Here is a 19,573-nt window from a genome sequence, read left to right on the forward strand (position 1 = left end):
CCCTACAGATTCTCGACCGGAACGGGGATGGTCTCGCCTCGATACGGCATCTCCGAGCATGGTCCGACCGCGCGAAGAATCCGGTGCCGGTTCAGTTCGAAGGCCAGCAGAATCTGCTGTTCGCTCGTATCCCGGGCGCCGAGGCACGCGCGGACCGTCTCGCGCAATAACGAAAACGAACGATATCCCCAACCCAATCCATACGCGGAAAATTGCAACGTGCCCGCATCCGTCAAAACGGGTAGCGTGCTCTCGATCGGTTGCATGTTCATCCTTGGCACCTGTGTGAAAACCCTACGGTATTTCTCCGCACTATCCAGCCCGCTTTCGACTACGTCCGCCGTTGCATTGACCGCCTCCTGTTCGCGCGAAATATGCAAGCGACGTGCCACATCAAGGCCTATGCCGGGCAAGGCATTGCCGGCAGCGCGAAATCAGATGTGTCAATCAATCGATACACTGGCGTCAACAAATTGGACGCCGATCGCGGGTGAAGTGGGTGTTGTTTTATTATTGGCAATCAACCGAAATAGTTTGGAAAGGGAGGGCTCGAATCGAGGTCAGGCGAGCGTCGATGAATCGTTCGGCTGCTTGACACCGGATATTGCCCGGGACGATTCGTCGAGCCACGCGATGATCGAATCGTACAGCGCGGCGAGGTGGTCGGCGCGCGCACCGACCCGCGTCAACATGTCCCGTTGCTCCGCAGTCGTGGCTTCCCATTGCCAACGCATGAGTTGCTCGTATTGAATCGGCAACAGCTTCCGTTGATGGGTGTAGTGATGCCTGACTCGCTTGTGCATCGCATGGTCCGGCATGCGTCCTTCCGCGGTGTGCCGGGTCAATTTGTCGAAGGTCGCGCGGGCTTCGTCCAGTTGAGCGTCGACCAGATAGAACAGGATCGGCAAAAACTCGATGGGCCGCCATACCGGCGGCCGTTGCGTGTCTTTCGTCATCGTTTGAATGTCGATCAGGCTCCGCTAGGACGGTTCCAGCGCGCGCCGACATCGATCGTTTCCATCAGTCGATCGATGTCGAGCAGGGCCAGCATCTGTTCGCCGTCGTCTCCTTCATAGGTGGCGAGGCCCGTGACGAGTTCCGTTTGCATCGCGGTCCGGGCTTCCGGCGCCGGGCGGCGGGTAGAGAGAGCGACATCGACGACGCTGCTCACCGAGTCGACGATCAGGCCGATCGCCTGTTCTGCACCGTTGAGTACGATGATGGCGGTCGGTACGGTGGCGCCGATGGGGTCCAGCGAGAACGTCATGCGCAAATCGACGATCGGCATGACGAGGCCGCGCAGGTCGATCGTGCCTCTGACGAACGGCGGCGCATCGGCGGCGGGCGTCGGTTCTACATAAGGGCGAATTTCGCGGACACTCATGATATCGATGCCGTATTCGTCGTCGCCGAGCACGAAAGCGACAAATACCTGCGTGGTCGCGTCGCCGGCGCTATCGCATACGGGTGTGCTCGCCGCGATGTCAACTGCTTGCGTCATGTCATGCTCCAGAAAATGGATGGTTCGTGCCGAATCGAATGGCATTTTCAGTTGACCGTCGCATGCGCTCACACATGCGAGGATGTCGTTCTCGTCGCGATCAAGGATTCGACGGGCTTCGAGCCGACCACCGCCTCTTCCATCCATGCCGTGTTCGGCCATGAGACCGCGCCTGCCAGAGGGATCGTGTCGTCGATCTGCTCGAGGCCGCTGTGCTGTTCGCGGATGTCGTGGCGAACCGGTCTGCGGTGCCTGCCGCCCGCGCCGCCGTGCCGGCGGCCTGGATCGTCATGCGGATGGAGTCGTCGGCGAGAGGCGCGTCGACACGAATTTCCTGCGCGGAGGGGGCAGGCTGGCCCTCGATTGCTTTCGCTTCATCTGGCGCACGCTGTACGAGCCGGCTCACTTCGGCTGCCGCTTCCTCGACACTGCGACTGGTTGCGCGGGCACAAGCGGTGACCACCGCGGCAGCGAGCTCGATCAGGCGCGTCTGAAACGCGATCTCGATACCGTTCTCCTCATCGCCGCGCAGGGACGTGGTGGGCACCGGTGCGACGGTTTCTTCATCGTCGTCGCAGAGCGGCGCATCCGATACGGTCGTTTTGGGTTCTGTCATGGCATGCTCCGAAAGCGGGACGGTTCGCGCCATATCAAAAGGCGGTCCAGTCTGCTGCAGCGTCCATCTCGGCACGGGGCGACGGCGTTCTTGCCTGCGTCACGGGCGTGTGGCCGGGTCGCACCGGCCGTGGCGCGACCGCCGTGGTTGTCGCGCCCCGGTGCGCCGCCGGCTGGTCGTATGCACGGCTCTGCGCGGGCCCGACGCGGAAGAACGAGACAGCCTCGGTCAATCGATGGCCCTGGTCTTCGAGCGACTTCGACGCGGCCGCCGCTTCTTCCACCAGTGCCGCGTTCTGTTGCGTGACTTCGTCCATCTGCGTGATCGCGATGTTGACCTGTTCGATCCCGCGACTTTGTTCCGCGGACGCCGCGGCGATTTCACCCATGATGTCCGTCACGCGCGCCACGGTCTTCGTCACTTCAGCCATCGTATGGCCCGCATCGTCGGCAAAACGCGAACCGTCCCGAATCTTCTGGACGGATGCGCCGATCAACGCCTTGATTTCCTTGGCTGCACTCGATGAACGCTGCGCGAGGCTTCTCACTTCGCTCGCCACGACGGCGAAGCCGCGACCCTGTTCGCCCGCACGGGCAGCTTCCACGGCGGCGTTCAGCGCGAGAATATTGGTCTGGAACGCGATGCCCTCGATGATCCCGGTGATCTCGGCTATCTTCGACGAGCTGTGGCTGATGTCGGTCATGGTTTCCACGACCTGGCTCACCACCGCGCTGCCTTTGTGGGCGACGTCCGACGCGCCGCCGGCCAGGGCGCTCGCATGTTGCGCGCTCTCCGCGTTCTGCCGCACGGTGGCGGTGAGCTGTTCCATGCTCGATGCCGTCTCCTGCAGCGACGCCGCCTGTTGCTCGGTGCGCGACGACAGGTCCTGGTTGCCCGACGCAATCTGGCTGGATCCCGTCGCGATGCTGTCGGCGGCGGTGCGGACTTGCCCGATCAGCCGGACGAGGCTCGCCTGCATCTCTCCCATCGACGCGAGCACGCTGCCTTGCGGCGCGGCTGCGGCGCCGTCGACGGTGCCGAGGTCGCCCGCCGCGACGCGGCGTGTGATGTCGCTCAGGTCGCCGGGTTCCGCGCCGAGTGCGCGGGTCATGCTGCGCGTGATCAGGAACGCCGCAACGATGGCTGCCGCGAGTGCAGCGAGACAGATGCCGATCAGCAGCGCGCGGTGTCTGCCGTACTGTTGCACGGACGCCTGCTTGCTTTCAGCCGCGCGATTGCTCGCGAAATCGACGTAGGCGCCGGCTGCTGCGACGAGTTCGTTCAGCAGCGGCCGGCATTGATCGCCGATCATCGCGATCGCCTGGTCTCGCTGGCCGTGCAACGCCGCGTCGCCGATCGCGACGGCCACCGGGCCATATCGCGATTCGATACGGTTGATCTCGGCCACCAGCGCACGGGCTTTCGCCGTTACGTCGGGGTTGGTGGCGATTGCTTCGTTCAGCTGGCGAAGCCGTGCCTGCACTTCCTCATGCGCCTGGGTCATCGCAACGCGCTCTGCTTCGATATCGTCGGGCTTCGTCACGAGCACGAGATTACGGACGGCGACCGCACGCCGAAGTACGGCCGTACGAATATTCTCCGTCAACGCTGCGCGTGCGCGCGCGCCGTCGACGTAGCTGGCGAAGCTGTCGTTCGCATCCCCGAGCGCACTGAGCGCGAGCGCTGAAACAAGCATCACCAGCGCAGCCATCATGCCGAAAGTCGACGCGAGTTTCATTCGCACCGTCAATTGTCCGAAGCTCATGTTTGGTCTTCCCCTGTCGTTCGCCCGGGTCGAGCGGTTGTCGTTGTGCTTGTTATGAACGTCGGTTCGGGAAGGGGTCGACATGCGTCGAAGCTCATCCGCGTCCCGTCGCTGGAATCACGACCACGCAGGGACCGGTACCGGCTTCGATGTCTTCGCGTGCCGTTTCGCGAAGGATGAGCGCCGCCTGCCCGGTGCGATCTGCGAGATCGTTCCGGGCAATACATGCAAGTGGTGTGCCACATAAAGGAGACTGTCGGACAAGGCTTTGTCGGCAGTGCGGCAGCGGGAGTGTCAACGCGCCCGGACACGCGTGTCCGGAAATCCGACGCTAGCCGATGTCGAGGTTCGCGGTGAGCGTGTACGGAGACGGGCGGCCGAGGCCGAGCCGCTTCGCTGCTTCCGCGCGATTGTCGCCGGCGAGTTCCGGCGTGAGCAGGAAACGGCTGTCTTGCTCAGCTGCTATATGGCGATCTGCGTCGAAGAAAAAACCTGTTTGAGCACCATGAAAGTCCGAATCTGACGCACGCCGGGCAGATAAAGCAGTTGCTCGGCATGGAGTCGGTTGAAGCTTTCGCTATCGCGCGTGCGCAGCATCATGAAGTAGTCGAATTCGCCGGTCACCACGTGGCATTCCATGCAGCCGGATACGTTCTGGGCCGCTTTTTCAAACGCGGCAAAGGATTCGGGGGTCGATCGATCCAGCACGACCCCGATGATGACGACCATGCCTGCGTCGAGGGCAGGCGCGTTGAGCAACGCGACGATTCCTCGGATCAAACCCAGGCTCTTGAGCCGTTCGACGCGGCGCAAACAGGCCGGCGCGCTCAAATTCACCTTCGCCGCCAGCGCGACGTTCGAGATCGATGCGTCCTTCTGAAGGGCGCGCAGGATCGCTTTGTCCGTACGGTCAAGTTCGACGTGGCCGGCGTCGTCCGGGCGCGATTTGTCGAGAAATTTTGTTGTCGATTTCATCGATTCGAAAAAATTTACATTCGTGGAGATGACGAAAATTGTATTTCAAAGCGCGGCAATGCAAATATGTTTGCAACCACGTTTCGTGGGTATTTCACTAGAATTTCTTCGTGCCCGGTCGCGCTGACGACATCGGGCGTCGGAATCCACCGCCCACCTTTCGGAGAACCTCCGTGAACCTCGATCGCTTTCCTCGCCACAAGCTGACCTTCGGACCGACCCCCATCCATGAGTTGCCGCGCCTCGGCAAGGCGCTGGGCGGCAAAGTTCATCTCTATGCAAAACGCGAAGACTGCAACAGCGGCCTGGCGTTCGGCGGCAACAAGACCCGGAAGCTCGAGTACATCGTGCCGGACGTTCTGGCGAGCGGCGCCGACACGCTGGTATCGATCGGCGGCATCCAGTCGAACCAGACGCGTCAGGTCGCGGCAGTCGCGGCTCATCTTGGCCTGAAATGCGTGCTGGTTCAAGAAAATTGGGTCAACTACTCGGACGCAGTGTATGACCGCGTCGGCAACATTCAGATGTCCCGCATGATGGGCGCCGACGTTCGGCTGGTCAGCGACGGCTTCGACATCGGCATTCGCCCGAGCTGGGAACAGGCGATGGAGAGTGTTCGCGACGCGGGCGGGAAGCCGTATCCGATTCCCGCCGGGTGTTCGGAGCATCGGCTTGGCGGCCTGGGGTTCGTCGGCTTCGCGGAGGAAGTGCGCGCCCAGGAAGCGGAACTCGGATTCAAGTTCGACTACATCGTCGTGTGTTCGGTGACCGGAAGCACGCAGGCCGGCATGGTCGTCGGGTTCGCGGCGGACGGGCGCGCGGATCGCGTGATCGGTATCGATGCATCGGCCAAACCCGGGCAGACGCGCGAGCAGATTCTTCGCATCGCACGCCAGACCGCCGACCTCGTGGAGCTCGATCGGCCGATCGAGGACGCTGACGTGGTGCTGGACACCCGCTACGGCGGCCCTGAATACGGTCTTCCGTCGGAAGGGACGCTCGAAGCGATTCGACTGTGCGCGAAGACCGAGGGGATGTTGACCGACCCGGTTTATGAAGGCAAGTCGATGCACGGAATGATCGATAGGGTGCGTCGGGGCGAGTTTCCGGAAGGGTCTCGGGTTTTGTATGCGCACCTCGGCGGCGTCCCCGCATTGAACGCATACAGCTTCCTGTTCAAGAACGGTTGAGGCCTGGCCGCGTTCTGGCTGCAAGTGGAGCCGGGACGCGGTGCGCATATCGCCAATTCGGGGTGCCAAGTATGGACATGCAGAATAGTTTTCCGACCACGATGACGGATCCCGACCCGGAGGAGCTCCGGGAGTGGTGCGATGCGCTCGATGGCGTGTTGCATGCGTGGGGCGGCGATCAAGGCAAGGCACGTGCACGCCATCTTCTCGACTCGCTGTTGGCGCACGCACAGGCCCGTCGCGTCGCGTGGAGGCCGCCGGTGGTCACGCCGTACGTCAATACCGTGGCGCCCGACGAGCAGCCGGCCTATCCGGGCGATCTGCAAATCGAGCGGCGGATCGCGGCGTTGATACGGTGGAACGCGCTCGCGATGGTGGTTCGAGCCAACCGTGCGCAGGGTGAACTGGGTGGACACATTGCAAGCTATGCTTCCACCGCGGATCTGTTCGAGGTCGGCTTCCAGCATTTTTTCCGCGGCCCGGATGCGGTGCACGGCGGCGATCTGGTGTTCTTCCAGGCCCACTCCGCGCCGGGCGTCTACGCTCGGGCGTTTCTCGAAGGACGACTGTCGGAAGCATCGCTGTCTCATTATCGCCAGGAGATCGTGGCGGAGGCTGCCGGCATCAGCGGATTGAGTTCATATCCTCATCCCTTTTTGATGCCCGACTTCTGGCAGTTTCCGACCGGCTCGATGGGGCTGGGGCCGCTCAACGCCATTTATCAGGCGCGGTTCATGCGGTACATGGAAAATCGCGGACTGAAGCAGCACGGCGACCGTCGCGTGTGGGGCTTTTTCGGCGATGGAGAAATGGACGAGCCCGAGTCGATCGCCGCGTTGACGCTCGCGGCGCGCGAGCGGCTCGACAACTGCATATTCGTCATCAACTGCAATCTCCAGCGACTGGATGGCCCCGTTCGCGGCAACGGCCGGGTCATCGACGAGCTCGAGGCGTTGTTCGCCGGCGCCGGATGGAACGTCATCAAATGCATCTGGGGCTCCGAGTGGGATGCGTTGCTCGCCCGCGATCATGATGGTGTGCTCGAGCGCGCTTTCGCAAACACCGTCGATGGCGATTTTCAAACATTGTCGGCCAATGACGGCGCGTTCAATCGCGAGACGTTCTTCAGTCGGACGCCGGAACTGCGAGCGCTGGTGGATTCGTTGTCCGACGACGATATCGCGATGCTTCGGCGCGGCGGGCACGATCCCGTGAAAATCCATGCCGCCTTTGCCGCGGCGACGGTCAGGAATGGTCGACCGTCGGTCGTGCTCGCCAAGACCATGAAGGGCTATGGCATGGGCACGATCGCGCAAGGGCGCATGACGACGCACCAGCAGAAAAAGCTGGAGCGGGACGACCTGATTGCCTTTCGGGATCGATTCGCGCTACCGCTTTCCGACGAAGCGGCATCGGAAGCGCGGTTTTATCGGCCGCCGCACGATAGCGATGAACTGCGGTACTTACGCAAGCGTCGCGAGACGCTCGGCGGCTATCTCCCTCAGCGACGTGCGGCATCCGAGCGACTCGTGGTGCCCGAACTGACGAGCGTCGCGGGCTTCTCCCTGAATGCGGACGGCAAGGTCATGAGTTCGACGACCGCCTTCGTCAGGCAGCTCGGTGCACTGCTCAAGGACGCCAATCTGGGCCCGCGATTGGTTCCGATCGTGGCCGACGAGGCCAGAACGTTCGGCATGGCGAATCTTTTCCGTCAGGTCGGGATCTACGCGCCGTTCGGGCAGTTGTACGATCCGGAAGACAATTCATCGATGCTCTCGTATCGTGAAGCGTCCGATGGTCAAATTCTCGAGGAAGGTATCACGGAGGCGGGGGCCATCTCGTCGTGGACGGCCGCTGCGACGAGTTACGCCGTGCACGGTATTCCGATGATGCCGTTCTATATTTACTACAGCATGTTCGGCTTTCAGCGTATCGGCGATTTGATCTGGGCGGCTGCAGATCAGCGAGCCAGAGGTTTTCTCGTCGGCGCTACGTCGGGCCGCACGACGCTCGGAGGGGAAGGATTGCAGCATCAGGATGGCTCGAGTCATCTTCTCGCGTCGACGATACCGACGTGTCGGGCGTACGATCCGTCCTTTGCCGGTGAACTGGCGGTGTTGATCGACCATGGGCTGCGGCGCATGCTCAGTGATGCGCACGACGAGTTCTATTACGTTACCGTGACCAATGAGAACGTCGCGCAACCGAGTATTGCCGATGCGTCGCATGAAGGTATCGTGAAAGGCATGTATCTGTTCCGACAAGGCGGCCGCTTTCACAGGCGGGTTCAGCTATTCGGCAGCGGCGCGATCATGGGGGAGGTGCTCAAGGCGGCGGACGAGCTCGAGCGGTTACATGGGGTGTCCGCCGACGTCTGGAGTATTACCAGCTACGTCGAGCTGGGGCGGGATGGTGCGCGATGCGAGCGGGAATGGCGGCTTGGTGCTGGCGACATCGGGGAGTCGTGGATTGCTGGCCAGCTGCGCGCGACGGTCGGGCCGATTGTCGCCGCGTCGGACTATGTGAAAGCGCTTCCGGAAATGGTTCGTGCGTATATTCCGGAAGGACGGCGATATGTCACGCTTGGGACCGATGGGTTTGGGCGGAGCGATTCGCGCGCGCAGTTGCGGCGGTATTTTGAGGTGGATGCTCAAGCCATCGTGCAGGCAAGCTTGCGGGCTCTTGAGGGGCAGGTGGCGGGCGATGAGGTTCGCGAGCAACCGGGATCTTCTAATGTCATCGGGTTGGTGGCGCACTAACGTGGGGCTCTCTGTTGAATAAGTTCGTGGGTCGTTGTTTTAGGCAGCTCTCCACACGCTTGTCGTTGAACCTGTTTGGCTATCGGTCTGTTAGCGTCGCCCCTGCGCGGGGCGGCGGTCACTTTTCTTTGTCTTCCAAAGAAAAGTAACCAAAAGAAAGGCGCGTCCTTGGGCGGACGGCAAAGGAGGTTCTGCTCAGGTTCGTGGTCTTTTTGCTGCCGTAGTTCGTGGTATGGCCGGCACTGGGGCAACAGGTACGAAGTCGTCGCGTATCTAGTCGGCCGTATGCAGCTGCTTCACCAATTCGCCAACGAAGTCGATCAATACGGTCGACAACACTCTTCCGGTCAGGGTCTGGATCTGGATCGCACGCAACGACATGCCCGGATGATCGATCGGTATCGCTACCAGGCCATCCGTCGTCAGACGCGTCTGCACCGTCAGGCGGCTGGTCAGGGACACTACCCCCGACATTTGAGTGAATGCATATAGGGTGCTCGAGTTGTTGCAGGTCAGGACGGGCTCGAAGAGTAGATTCTCGAGGCTCGCCGTCGTATCGAACAACTGACGGATCGTCGTGCCGCGGTCAAGCAAGGCAATCGGGTAATTCCGCAACTCGGCCATCGATATCGTCGCACGACCGGCCAGCGCGTGCGAACGCGGCATGACGGCGCAAATGGGCGCGCTCTGCGTGTACTCGACGTTGATCTCCGGCTCTCGCACGACACCGAACGTCAGGCCGATATCCGCTTCGCCGCTCCGGACGTGTGCCGTCACCTCTCCCGGCGCAGTCACCACCACCTCGAAACGGGTACCGGGCGAATTTTCCAGAAATTGCGTGATGGCGCGAGGGAGAACATCTCGGGCAAACGCCTCCGACGTCGAGACGCGGATCGTGCTTCGATCGAATGAGTTCAGCGCCTTGATCTCCTCGATCACCTGCTGACCTTCGAGCAGGGTTCGCCGGACATGCGCCGCCAGCAGCTCCCCGGCCTTGTTGGGGACCATGCCACGCGCCTGACGCTCGAACAGCGGGCAGCCAACCTCCTCCTCGAGCTTCGTAATCTGACGGCTGATCGCCGAGATCGAAACGTGCAGCTTCTCGGACGCCTCGCTCAGCGAACCGGTGTTGGCAACGGCAAGGAAGTATCGGAGTGCAGCGTTGTGCATGACGGGCCGCCAAGTTTGCGTTATTGGAAAGCAGGGCACGCAAAAAAGTCAATTGTAGTGCGCGTTTTGGCTCCGTACGCTTGATCCATCAGCGTTGAACAAACCGCTCTTCCACGATACACGCGAGGATCACCATGACGCGCCACCAAGCAATCGACTCTGCCACAAAATATTTCGATTCGGGTGGCTTCCTGAAAGACCTCGCACGCCGCGTCCACATGATGACGGAAAGTCAGGATTCCGGAAGGGCCGGCGAGCTTCGAGCCTACCTCGTCGACGAGATCGCCCCATCGATCGACCGTATGGGTTTCGAGTCTCGTATCGTCGAGAATCCGGTTGCGGGGAATGCGCCGTTTTTGATTGCGACGCGTATCGAGGATCCCTCGCTCCCGACGATCCTGATGTACGGGCACGGCGATGTCGTCCGTGGCTATGACGGACAGTGGAAGGACCAGATGTCGCCATGGAACATTACGGTCGAAGGAGACCGATGGTTTGGGCGGGGCACGGCGGACAACAAAGGGCAACACACGATCAACCTGGCCGCGTTGGAGCAAGTCATCGAGGCCAGGAATCGACGTCTGGGTTTCAATGCAACGCTGCTGCTCGAGATGGGGGAAGAAACGGGATCGCCCGGGCTACGCGCGGTCTGCGAGCAGAACAAGGACCTTCTCGCCGCCGACATTCTGATCGCTTCGGATGGCCCCCGGGCCAGATCGAACGTCCCCTGTGTTTTTCTCGGGTCGCGCGGATTCGTCAACTTCACGCTTTCCGTCCGGCTCCGGTCGGGCGCACATCATTCCGGAAATTGGGGCGGGGCGCTCAGCAATGCCGGAACCGTACTCGCGAACGCGATTTCGTCGCTCGTCGACGGGCGTGGGCGGATCCTCGTCGACGCGCTGTTGCCGACGCATATTCCGGCTGCGGTACGAACGGCGCTGAAGAATATTACCGTCGGGGGCGGGCCCAACGATCCTCACGTCGATGCCGATTGGGGCGACCCTGGCTTGACGGCCCAGGAGCGTGTCTATGCATGGAACGCGCTGGAAGTACTGGCCTTTACCACCGGTAACCCGACCAGCCCGATCGGCGCGATTCCGCCCGTTGCGCACGCGCACTGCCAACTCAGATACGTCGTCGGTACGGATTGCGAGCGTATCGAAGAAGTTCTACGGCATCGCCTCGACGAATGCGGGTTCGCTAGCGTCGAGGTGGCAATCGGCGAGCGGATGGGTGCCACGCGTCTGCCGCCGGAAGATCCGTGGGTCGCATGGGCGCTCGATTCGATCGAGCGCACGACCGGAGAGCATCCGGATTTGCTTCCCAATCTTGGCGGGTCGCTGCCCAACGACGTCTTTTCCGAGGTGCTAGGCCTTCCGACGGTCTGGATTCCGCACTCATACGGAGCCTGCTCCCAGCATGCGCCGAACGAACACCTGCTTGGAAGCGTCGCGCGTGAGGCGCTGCAGATCATGGCCGGCATATTTTGGGATCTCGGGGAGTCGGCATCCGCCGTCCGGGATCGGCGCAAGGAAGGCGCGCTTGTCGTCCAGGCATAAGACGCCAGTTTTTAATGCACTTGTTATCGTCAGCTAACGGAGAATGAGATGCGTACTATGGAAATGGTGGATGCCGCGCCGACAAGAGAACAGGCGCCGAACGTGTTGCGATTGGTGTCCGCCGCAACCGTCGGCAATGCTTTGGAGTGGTTCGACATACTGATTTACGGATTCTTCGCAATCTCGATTTCAAAGGCCTTCTTTCCGGCGTCGAGCAGCGGGGTATCCCTTCTTCTGACGTTCGGGACATTCGCGATCTCGTATTTGGCCAGGCCGATCGGAGCGCTCGTGCTGGGTTCGTATGCGGATCGTCGCGGCCGCAAGGCATCGATGATGGTGTCGATCGTGACGATGATGGTGGGCACGACGACGATCGCACTGACGCCGAGTTACGAGTCCATCGGCGCGATCGCACCGATTCTGGTCATCTGCGCTCGACTGCTTCAAGGCTTTTCCGCCGGCGGCGAGTTCGGCAGTACCACTGCGTTTCTGGTGGAACAGTGTCCCGAACGCAAGGGATTGTTCGCCAGCTTCCAGTTCGCGAGTCAGGGATTGAGCTATATGCTCGCGGCCGGTTTCGGCGTTCTCCTGACCTTGACCCTCGATGCAGACGCCATCGACGCATGGGGTTGGCGCGTACCGTTTCTCTTTGGTGTGTTGATCGGCCCCGTCGGCCTGTACTTGCGAAAGCACGTGCATGAGGCCGACGGCGCAACGCGTGAAAGGCGCGAATCGTTCCCGGTAAGGGAAGTGTTCGTCAATCAGAAAGCCAGAATGTTGTTGGCGATCGGTACGCTCGTCCTTTCTACCGGCGCCAGTTACGTCATTCTTTATATTCCGACCTACGCGGTACGTGAGCTTCATCTGCCCGCCAGTTTCGGCTTCATTGCAACGATGTTGACCGGCGCCATCCTGACGTTCGTGACGCCGTTCGTCGGCTATCTGTCGGACAGGATCGGCCGCGTCAGGCTGATGATCTGGGCCGGGATGGCATTCATTCTGACAATTTATCCGGTTTTCAAATTGCTTGGGGCGCATCCCGATCTGGGACGGCTCATTGCGATGATGGCCTGGATCGGGACGCTGAAGGCGGTCTATTTCGGCGCGCTGCCAGCGCTGATGGCCGAAGTATTTCCGACAGAAACCCGAGCGACCGGTATGGCCATCAGCTACAACATCGGCGTCACGCTGTTTGGCGGTTTCGCGCCGCTGATCGTCGCATCGTTGATCCATCAGACAGGCAATTTGGCATCGCCGGCGTTTTACCTGATGCTGCTCGGCGTGCTGAGTTTGATTGCATTGCGTGGCTGTCGATCGATGTTGAATCTCCGATAAGGCAGTGCATCGAGAGAGTCCCGCACAGCGGAGCGATGGCTTCGCCGGGTGCAGTCCGAGACTGTTTCGACGACATGCGAGGTGATCGGGATGAGTGCAACGAAACTGGACACGGTATCGTCGGGGGCTTCGACGTGCAATTGGCTGTTACCGCCTTCGGAAAGGGCCCGCGTGTGTGTCGTCATTGATCGGAGCCCCGGCGCGGCCGCGATTTCAGCGACCGTAGCCTGCTTCACGGCGATGCCGGAAGTCGCGCTTCTCCAGATTGACGATCCCGTCGATGCACACCGTGCATGGCGCGAGTCGCTCATGCCGGGTAACGGTTCCAATGCGGCGAAGACGGGCGCGGATTGCCAATTGAGTCGATTGCCGCGAGGCGTGCCGTTGCTAGTGTGGTCGACACGCCCGCAAGACCTCGACTGGCTCGGCGGCATTGAAGGAAACAAGGTGGGTGCCCTCGTTACTTTCGAGGGCGACGAGGCCGAAATGCAGGTATCCCGCCTTCTCACGCTTGTTCTCAAGGCGTTGAAGCATGCGATCGCCGAGAACCTATTGATCTATTAATGCGATGAAAGTGGTCTTGCTTCGGCATGTCGCGACATGCGCTTGCGAGTGACGTATCTGCAATTCATCCATTTCTTCAACAACACGAACGAGTGACAGGTATGTTGACCGCTATTTCGAAGTTGAACATTGGCAAGCGGCTGGGGCTCGGCTTTGCGACGGTATTGGCGATGTCGTTGATCGGGATCGTCATCGGATTGATACGCCTGTCTTCCGTTGCCCAGGCGACCCGCGACATGGTCGCCAGGCCGTTGCAGACCGAGCGGCTGGTCAATGACTGGTCCCGGCAAATCAGTGTCGCGGTGACGCGTACTACCGCGATTGCCAAGAGTGCCGATCCGGGGTTGGCCAACTATTTCAACGACGAAGCCATTGCTGCATCGAAAGTGTCCGCGGCGAAGCAGACGGCCATCGAGGCGCTGATGACGTCGGACGCGGAAAAGCGCTTGTTCGCCGCCATCGGCGAGCAACGCAAGCGGTTCCTCGCTATCCGGGATCAGATCTATGCGCTGAAGAAGGAAGGAAAAGCGGAACAGGCCGACCAGTTGCTCGAACAGCAGTTCATACCGACCGCGCGGCAACTTGTCGAAAAAGTCGACGCGTTGGTGAAGTACCAGCGCGAAGAAATCGACGCACTCGCGGCCGAGATCGACGCGAATTATCAATTCGGGCGCACGTTGATGATCGCGTTCGGCGTTGTCGGCATGCTGCTGAGTGTTGTATGCGGATGGCTGATCACCCGCAGCATTACCCGGCCGCTCATGCGCGCGACGGACGTCGCGCATCGCGTGGCCAGAGGCGACCTGAGCGTTCGTGTCGATGTTCATGGCACCGACGAACTCGGCCAATTGCTCGGCAGCTTGCGCGACATGCAGGCTGCACTGCTTCGCGTGGTGTCCAACGTGCGCCGCGGCTCGGATAACCTTGCGGCGGCGAGCGCCGAAATCGCGCAGGGCAACGACGATCTCAGTTCCCGCACGGAGAGCCAGGCCAGCGCGCTCGAGCAAACCGCCGCATCCATGGAGGAGCTGAGTTCCACCGTGGCACGGAACGCCGACAACGCTCACGAAGCGAATCAATTGGCGATGAATGCGTCCACGGTGACCGCGCAATGCGGCGAAGTGATCAACCAGGTCGTGGAAACCATGAAGGGCATCAACGACAGTTCCCGCCAGATCGCGGACATCACGGGTGTTATCGACAGCATTGCCTTTCAGACGAACATCCTGGCCTTGAATGCCGCGGTCGAGGCCGCGCGTGCCGGCGAGCAGGGCAGAGGCTTCGCGGTGGTTGCCAGCGAAGTGCGCAGCCTGGCCGGACGTTCGGCTGATGCGGCCAGGGAGATCAAGAAGCTCATCGGCTCGAGCGTGGGGCGCGTCGCTCAAGGTTCGACGGAAGTCGAGCGCGCATGGGTGGCGATGACCGAAGTCGTGAACTCGATTCGTCGCGTCACCGAGACGATGAGCGAAATCAGTGCCGCCAGCACCGAGCAATCGCTCGGCGTGGCCCAGATCGGTGAAGCCGTCGGCCAGATGGAGCGCACGACGCAGCAAAACGCCGCGTTGGTCGAGCAAACGGCGGCGGCGGCGATCAGTCTGCGCCAGCAGTCACGGGAACTGGTGGAGGTCATCTCGGTGTTTCAGCTTGGACGCGGTGAAGCGCTGTAGAGGCCGGGCTGAAAATCCGACGCTAGCCGATGTCGAGGTGTGCCATGCGCGTGTACAGAGACTGACGGCTGATGCCGAGCCGCTTCGCCGCTTCCGCGCGATTGTCGCCGGTGAGTCCCAGCGTGCGCAGGATCATCTCGCGCTCGACGGCGGCGAGTGCTTCCGACAGCGGACGATTGAGCATCGCGGCAGGCAGCAGCGCATCGCGCGACGGAACACCCTGTTCGTCGAGGAACGCGAGATCGCATCCCGTGACCACGGCGCCGGGCGCGAGTGCACTCACGCGCGCGATCGCGTTGCGCAGTTCGCGTACGTTGCCCGGCCACGCATGGGCGATCAGGCGGCGCTCCGCCTGCACGGACAGCCGCTTCGTCGTAGTCGCGCTCGACGTCGTGTCGAGAAAATGGACGGCGAGCGGCAGGATATCGGCCAGCCGCTCGCGCAGCGGCGGCAGATGAATGGGGATGACGTTGAGTCGGTAAAGCAGGTCTTCGCGAAACGCTCCGTTCGCGACCATGGTTCGCAGGTCCCGATGGGTGGCCGCAATCACGCGGACGTTCACCGAAATGGACCGGTTGACGCCGAGCGGGGTGACTTGCTGTTCCTGCAGAACCCGCAGCAGCTTGGCCTGCATGGAGGTCGCCATGTCGCCGACCTCGTCCAGGAAAAGCGTGCCGCCATCGGCTTCGACGATTCGGCCCGTCCGTGCGGCCGTGGCGCCCGTGAAAGCGCCTTTGCAGTGGCCGAAGAGCTCGCTTTCGAGCAGCTCATGAGGAATGGCGGCGCAATTGACGGCAACGAACGGGCCGGTGCTACGCGACGACTCGACGTGGAGCACCCTGGCCGCGACTTCCTTGCCGGTTCCCGTTTCCCCGGTGATGAGAACGGTCGCCTCCGACGCTGCCGCGCGGCCGATACATTTTTGTACTTCGCGCATCGCCGCGCTGATGCCGAGCAAGCGCGGCTCCAAGCCGACGGGCTCGTCGAATGCATCGACGTTCGCGTGCGCATGGGTAACGGCGCCGGACGGAGAATGGGCCGCGAAGATGCGCTCCAGCAGACTCGCGATATCGTCGCGGCCGACCGGCTTCGCCAGGTGGTCGAACGCGCCCAGGCGCATGGCGGCGATCGTGTTGCCGCTCCGCGCATAGGCGGTCAGTACCACGACGGGTACCGTCGCGAGTCGATCGACGCGCCGCAGTTTCTCGAGCACGGCTATTCCGTCCATGTCGGGCAACCGGATGTCGAGGAATATGCAGGCGGGTTGCAGACCTCGTTCGATGCGGGCGAGCGCGTGCTCGCCCGTGTCGGCGCATAGGGTTTCGTGACCGAGATCGGTCAGCGTTTCCGACAATCCTTCGCAGAAGGCATCGTCGTCGTCGATCAGCAGGATGGTCGCCATGGGATATCGATGACAAAGCAAGTAGTAGGGGTGGCGGCGTGACAGGCGTTGCCGCCGTGCGACGCTGCGATCTCTCGAACCAGCGTGAGACCGAGCCCGCAGCCGCCGGGCCGCGCGCTGACGAAGGGTTCGACGATGCGCGCGCGCTCGGCGCCCAATAGTTGAACGTTCGGCTCCGTCGCGTGCGGTAACGACAGCATGTAGTGGGAAGCAATCGCCTCGCACGCGTCGCTCGCGCGCTGCCTGGCGGATGCGATCCGGCGGCCTTCGGCGCAACTGGCCATTAACCAGACGATTGCGACCAGCGATGCGCACAACGCCGCGGCAAGTGCCCTGAGTAGCGACAATTGCGTTGAAAACCTCGGTCTGACTAGCGGCATGATCTTGCGTTGAATGGTGCTACGGCGGTGCTCAGGGAAATGGTCTGCGGAATGCACGGCAATCGTGTTCGCGTCTGCGTCGACGTTCGGTCGAGAATAATGGGGTGGCCGTGGGGACGATGTGACGGGCCATTCGTATTTGAAACATGCGATGTATGCGGCCCGGACGCGCTCGCATCGCTCGTTTATCGGGTTTTGTCAGACAATACGACGATTGAATTCAGCACACTCAAACCGCCTGCCCGCGAGCCCTTCCTATCGTGTGTGGATGCAGGCCCGAGACGCGTTGCCGCCCTCGTTCGGCACGATCGAGCGACGGACGAGGGCGCCGATTTCGGTCACGCTCGAAGCAATTGAGCAGGCGGTATGTGCAATAACCAGGGGATGGAGGCGCGGAAGCACCCACATGGGCGCGGGGCGACGAGCATTCCGTTTCACCCCCGTCTTAAGTACATAATGAAATTCATGTGTCAGACACGGTTCGTGTTCGTATCGGGAAGTGATCCTTATTATCTGAATAGTACATAAACGTTTTTTTTTCGTCTTGCGCGCAATCGTTTGCGCATGGTGCGATGTCAATAAAAGCAATGTGGCCCCGGATCGACGCTTTCACGCCACGAGCGTGAAAGTGTCACCCCGGCGCGTCTGGACGCCGAGCCCAAGCAAGTCGGACCTTCGGAGCAGGCAAGCAGATGGGTTCGCGCGGCGGGCAGGCGGACGTGCTTTTCTTCAGGAGTATTCGGCGGCAGGTCGGTCGTGGCCCGGCATCGAGTCGATCGAGGCTGCGAACCTTCGTGATGCCGATCAGGCTGACAGCTTGCTGGAGAAAGGTAACGGTAGCCGTGCCTTCTTTTGAAACCGTTTCCTGGCACGACATCGAATGCAGTCGGTGCGCGTCGGCGAAATCGAGCCAGGCGACGGGTTCATCCTTCGATGCACGTCGAGCCACGAATTGCTAATCGTGCACCGCATTATCTTTCAATATTGTTACGAATTTGCGCTCCTTGCTATGCCCGCGATTGTTCCTGAAATTTCCATTGATTGATGGTTTTTTGGTGAAAAGTTGCACAAGATAATGTCGATTTTGGATTGAATTTTTTATCGAACTTGTAATCGAGGAATGAGAATTCATTCCTTTGCTTTGCTTTTAGATTGGGGGCGAGCCCATTCGTCGCTGTGGTCGAGTCTGGATACGTGACCATCGGGAGCGACAGATTATCTATTTCACCGGTCTATTTCTCAATTAAGAATGGCGCCGAACGTGAGAGTCTCGTGCCATTTTCACGCCAACGCTTTGGTGCCCCCGCTCACTTCCGCTTCCACTTGCGGGGGGGCGAAAAAGCAAAATTATTCCAATTTCCGCGGGTTACCATGGCGTCCCGATCGAGGTTGCCGATCAATGCGGAAATCTGAATTGACCGTCGGTGCTGCGTCGATCCGGGAAAGCGGAGGTGAGACAACAACGAGCGAGAACGCGAAGGCTTCGCAGAATAAGGCAGATGTGGCGTGAACAAGAAAATTATTCAGTACTTCACCTTGGCTTTCGCGATTACCGTAGCTGCTGTCGTCGCATATAGATATACACGGCACGACAAGCCAAATATTCAATACGTTACCGCCCAGGTTTCGTATCAGGACATCGAATCCACCGTCGAGGCCGTAGGAACGATCCGCGCAGCGGATCTCGTCAGCGTCGGCGCGCAGGTCAACGGCCAAATCAAGTCGATGCACGTGGTGCTCGGCGACCATGTCAGGAAAGGTCAGCTGATCGCGGAAATTGACTCGCAGCCGCAGATCTATGCATTACACACGGCGCAGGCGCAGTTGCAAAGCGCGGTGGCCGCAGTGCATTCGAGCGAGGCGTCGCTTGTCCAAGCCAGGCTCGCCCTGGGACGGCAGAAGGAACTAGTTGAACATGACGCCGGATCGCATGCCGATTTCGAAACAGCGCAGGCGGCCTTCGACGTGGCTCGCGCAAATGTCGAAACGAGTCATGCCCAGATGAAGGTTGCGCAGGTCAACGTGGACACTGCGCGCGTCACGCTCGGCTACACGCGCATTGTTGCCCCAAGCGATGGCGAAATTGTCGCCGTGCTTGCGGTCGAGGGCCAAACTGTCAACGCCAATCAGACGACGCCGAATCTGGTGAAGATCGCGCGCCTCGACACGATCCAGGTCAAGGCGCAAATCTCGGAGGCCGACGTCGTGCGGCTCAAGCCTGGCCTGCCCGCCTATTTCACGATTCTCGGCGACCCATCGCACCGGTACGAAACTACCCTCAAGGCCATCGAGCCCGCGCCGGACTCGATCATGACCGACACGACAACCGGTCCCACGACAACTTCGTCGGCGACGAATACGGCCATCTATTACAACGGCCGGCTCGATATGCCGAATCCCGATAATCGACTTCGCATTTCGATGACGGCGCAGGTGTCGGTCGTGCTTGCGCGGGCGCGACACGTGGCGGTCCTGCCGGTTGCTGCACTGACCGCACCGCCCCGCGGCGGGCGCGCGATGGTGCGGGTGCTGGCGGCCGACGGCAACGTCACGAGCCGGATGGTACGGACTGGCATTGCCAACGACACCGTCGTGCAGATCGTCAGCGGCCTTGGGGCGGGCGATCGTGTCGTCGTCGGTCAGTCGTCCGGCGCAGGGCCGCGTGATCCTTACGGCATGGCAGGGTAACG

The 19,573-nt window shown here is 61.2% G+C and carries 16 protein-coding genes; 7 read left to right on the forward strand and 9 right to left on the reverse strand.

Features of this window, described 5'->3' with window-relative positions; all coding sequences use genetic code 11:
• Positions 1 to 2: 2 nt before the first annotated feature.
• The 6 genes from LGM42_RS24090 to LGM42_RS24115 all read right to left on the reverse strand — a co-directional run bounded on the left by LGM42_RS24090 (position 3) and on the right by LGM42_RS24115 (position 4,857).
• The gene (locus tag LGM42_RS24090; RefSeq protein ID WP_226233392.1) at positions 3 to 272 is read right to left on the reverse strand and encodes a hypothetical protein; all 270 of its coding nucleotides are present in this window, start codon (positions 270 to 272) and stop codon (positions 3 to 5) included.
• Between the two features lie 288 nt (positions 273 to 560).
• Positions 561 to 956 carry a hypothetical protein gene (locus tag LGM42_RS24095; RefSeq protein WP_226233394.1) on the reverse strand — a complete coding sequence of 132 codons (396 nt, stop codon included), beginning with the start codon at positions 954 to 956 and terminating at the stop codon, positions 561 to 563.
• A 14-nt stretch (positions 957 to 970) separates the two neighbouring features.
• A complete protein-coding gene (locus tag LGM42_RS24100; RefSeq protein ID WP_226233396.1) occupies positions 971 to 1,663 on the reverse strand; it encodes a chemotaxis protein CheW in 693 nt (230 codons plus the stop codon).
• Positions 1,602 to 2,117, reverse strand: a complete 516-nt coding sequence (locus LGM42_RS24105) for a hypothetical protein (RefSeq protein WP_226233397.1) — start codon at positions 2,115 to 2,117, stop codon at positions 1,602 to 1,604. The genes LGM42_RS24100 and LGM42_RS24105 overlap by 62 nt, the downstream gene beginning before the upstream one ends.
• A 34-nt stretch (positions 2,118 to 2,151) precedes the next feature.
• Entirely contained in the window at positions 2,152 to 3,882 is a 1,731-nt protein-coding gene (locus LGM42_RS24110) for a methyl-accepting chemotaxis protein (RefSeq protein ID WP_226233399.1), read from the reverse strand.
• 462 nt (positions 3,883 to 4,344) lie between these two features.
• Positions 4,345 to 4,857 carry an Lrp/AsnC family transcriptional regulator gene (locus tag LGM42_RS24115; RefSeq protein WP_105787079.1) on the reverse strand — a complete coding sequence of 171 codons (513 nt, stop codon included), beginning with the start codon at positions 4,855 to 4,857 and terminating at the stop codon, positions 4,345 to 4,347.
• Between the two features lie 173 nt (positions 4,858 to 5,030).
• On the opposite strand from LGM42_RS24115, the gene LGM42_RS24120 reads away from it, so the two are divergent.
• Positions 5,031 to 6,047 carry a 1-aminocyclopropane-1-carboxylate deaminase gene (locus LGM42_RS24120; protein WP_226233401.1) on the forward strand — a complete coding sequence of 339 codons (1,017 nt, stop codon included), beginning with the start codon at positions 5,031 to 5,033 and terminating at the stop codon, positions 6,045 to 6,047.
• 71 nt (positions 6,048 to 6,118) lie between these two features.
• Positions 6,119 to 8,806, forward strand: a complete 2,688-nt coding sequence (gene mdeB, locus LGM42_RS24125) for an alpha-ketoglutarate dehydrogenase (protein WP_226233403.1) — start codon at positions 6,119 to 6,121, stop codon at positions 8,804 to 8,806.
• 273 nt (positions 8,807 to 9,079) lie between these two features.
• Here mdeB and LGM42_RS24130 read toward each other — a convergent pair whose 3' ends face one another.
• Positions 9,080 to 9,976 (reverse strand): LysR family transcriptional regulator, encoded by an 897-nt coding sequence (locus LGM42_RS24130; protein WP_226233405.1) that lies wholly within the window; start codon positions 9,974 to 9,976, stop codon positions 9,080 to 9,082.
• 134 nt (positions 9,977 to 10,110) lie between these two features.
• Between LGM42_RS24130 and LGM42_RS24135 the strand changes: the two genes are divergently transcribed.
• The 4 genes from LGM42_RS24135 (at position 10,111) to LGM42_RS24150 (ending at position 15,101) form a co-directional block, all read left to right on the forward strand.
• The gene (locus tag LGM42_RS24135) at positions 10,111 to 11,535 is read left to right on the forward strand and encodes a M20 family metallopeptidase (RefSeq protein ID WP_226233407.1); all 1,425 of its coding nucleotides are present in this window, start codon (positions 10,111 to 10,113) and stop codon (positions 11,533 to 11,535) included.
• Positions 11,536 to 11,583: 48 nt separating this feature from the next.
• Positions 11,584 to 12,870 carry an MFS transporter gene (locus LGM42_RS24140; RefSeq protein ID WP_226233409.1) on the forward strand — a complete coding sequence of 429 codons (1,287 nt, stop codon included), beginning with the start codon at positions 11,584 to 11,586 and terminating at the stop codon, positions 12,868 to 12,870.
• A gap of 90 nt (positions 12,871 to 12,960) precedes the next feature.
• Positions 12,961 to 13,434 (forward strand): hypothetical protein, encoded by a 474-nt coding sequence (locus LGM42_RS24145; RefSeq protein ID WP_226233411.1) that lies wholly within the window; start codon positions 12,961 to 12,963, stop codon positions 13,432 to 13,434.
• Positions 13,435 to 13,535: 101 nt separating this feature from the next.
• Positions 13,536 to 15,101, forward strand: coding sequence for a methyl-accepting chemotaxis protein (locus tag LGM42_RS24150; protein ID WP_226233412.1), 1,566 nt, complete (start codon positions 13,536 to 13,538; stop codon positions 15,099 to 15,101).
• A 22-nt stretch (positions 15,102 to 15,123) separates the two neighbouring features.
• Here LGM42_RS24150 and LGM42_RS24155 read toward each other — a convergent pair whose 3' ends face one another.
• Both LGM42_RS24155 and LGM42_RS33270 read right to left on the reverse strand, forming a co-directional pair.
• Positions 15,124 to 16,503: a sigma-54-dependent transcriptional regulator gene (locus LGM42_RS24155; RefSeq protein WP_226233413.1), complete on the reverse strand. Its 1,380-nt coding sequence runs from the start codon at positions 16,501 to 16,503 to the stop codon at positions 15,124 to 15,126.
• Complete coding sequence (locus tag LGM42_RS33270; RefSeq protein WP_319001461.1) at positions 16,485 to 16,850, reverse strand: hypothetical protein; 366 nt, start codon at positions 16,848 to 16,850, stop codon at positions 16,485 to 16,487. The genes LGM42_RS24155 and LGM42_RS33270 overlap by 19 nt, the downstream gene beginning before the upstream one ends.
• Positions 16,851 to 18,389: 1,539 nt before the next feature.
• Here LGM42_RS33270 and LGM42_RS24165 point away from each other — a divergent pair.
• The gene (locus LGM42_RS24165; RefSeq protein WP_226233414.1) at positions 18,390 to 19,571 is read left to right on the forward strand and encodes an efflux RND transporter periplasmic adaptor subunit; all 1,182 of its coding nucleotides are present in this window, start codon (positions 18,390 to 18,392) and stop codon (positions 19,569 to 19,571) included.
• Positions 19,572 to 19,573 lie beyond the last annotated feature (2 nt).

The organism is Burkholderia sp. AU39826 (assembly GCF_020419965.1).
Classification (GTDB): domain Bacteria; phylum Pseudomonadota; class Gammaproteobacteria; order Burkholderiales; family Burkholderiaceae; genus Burkholderia; species Burkholderia semiarida.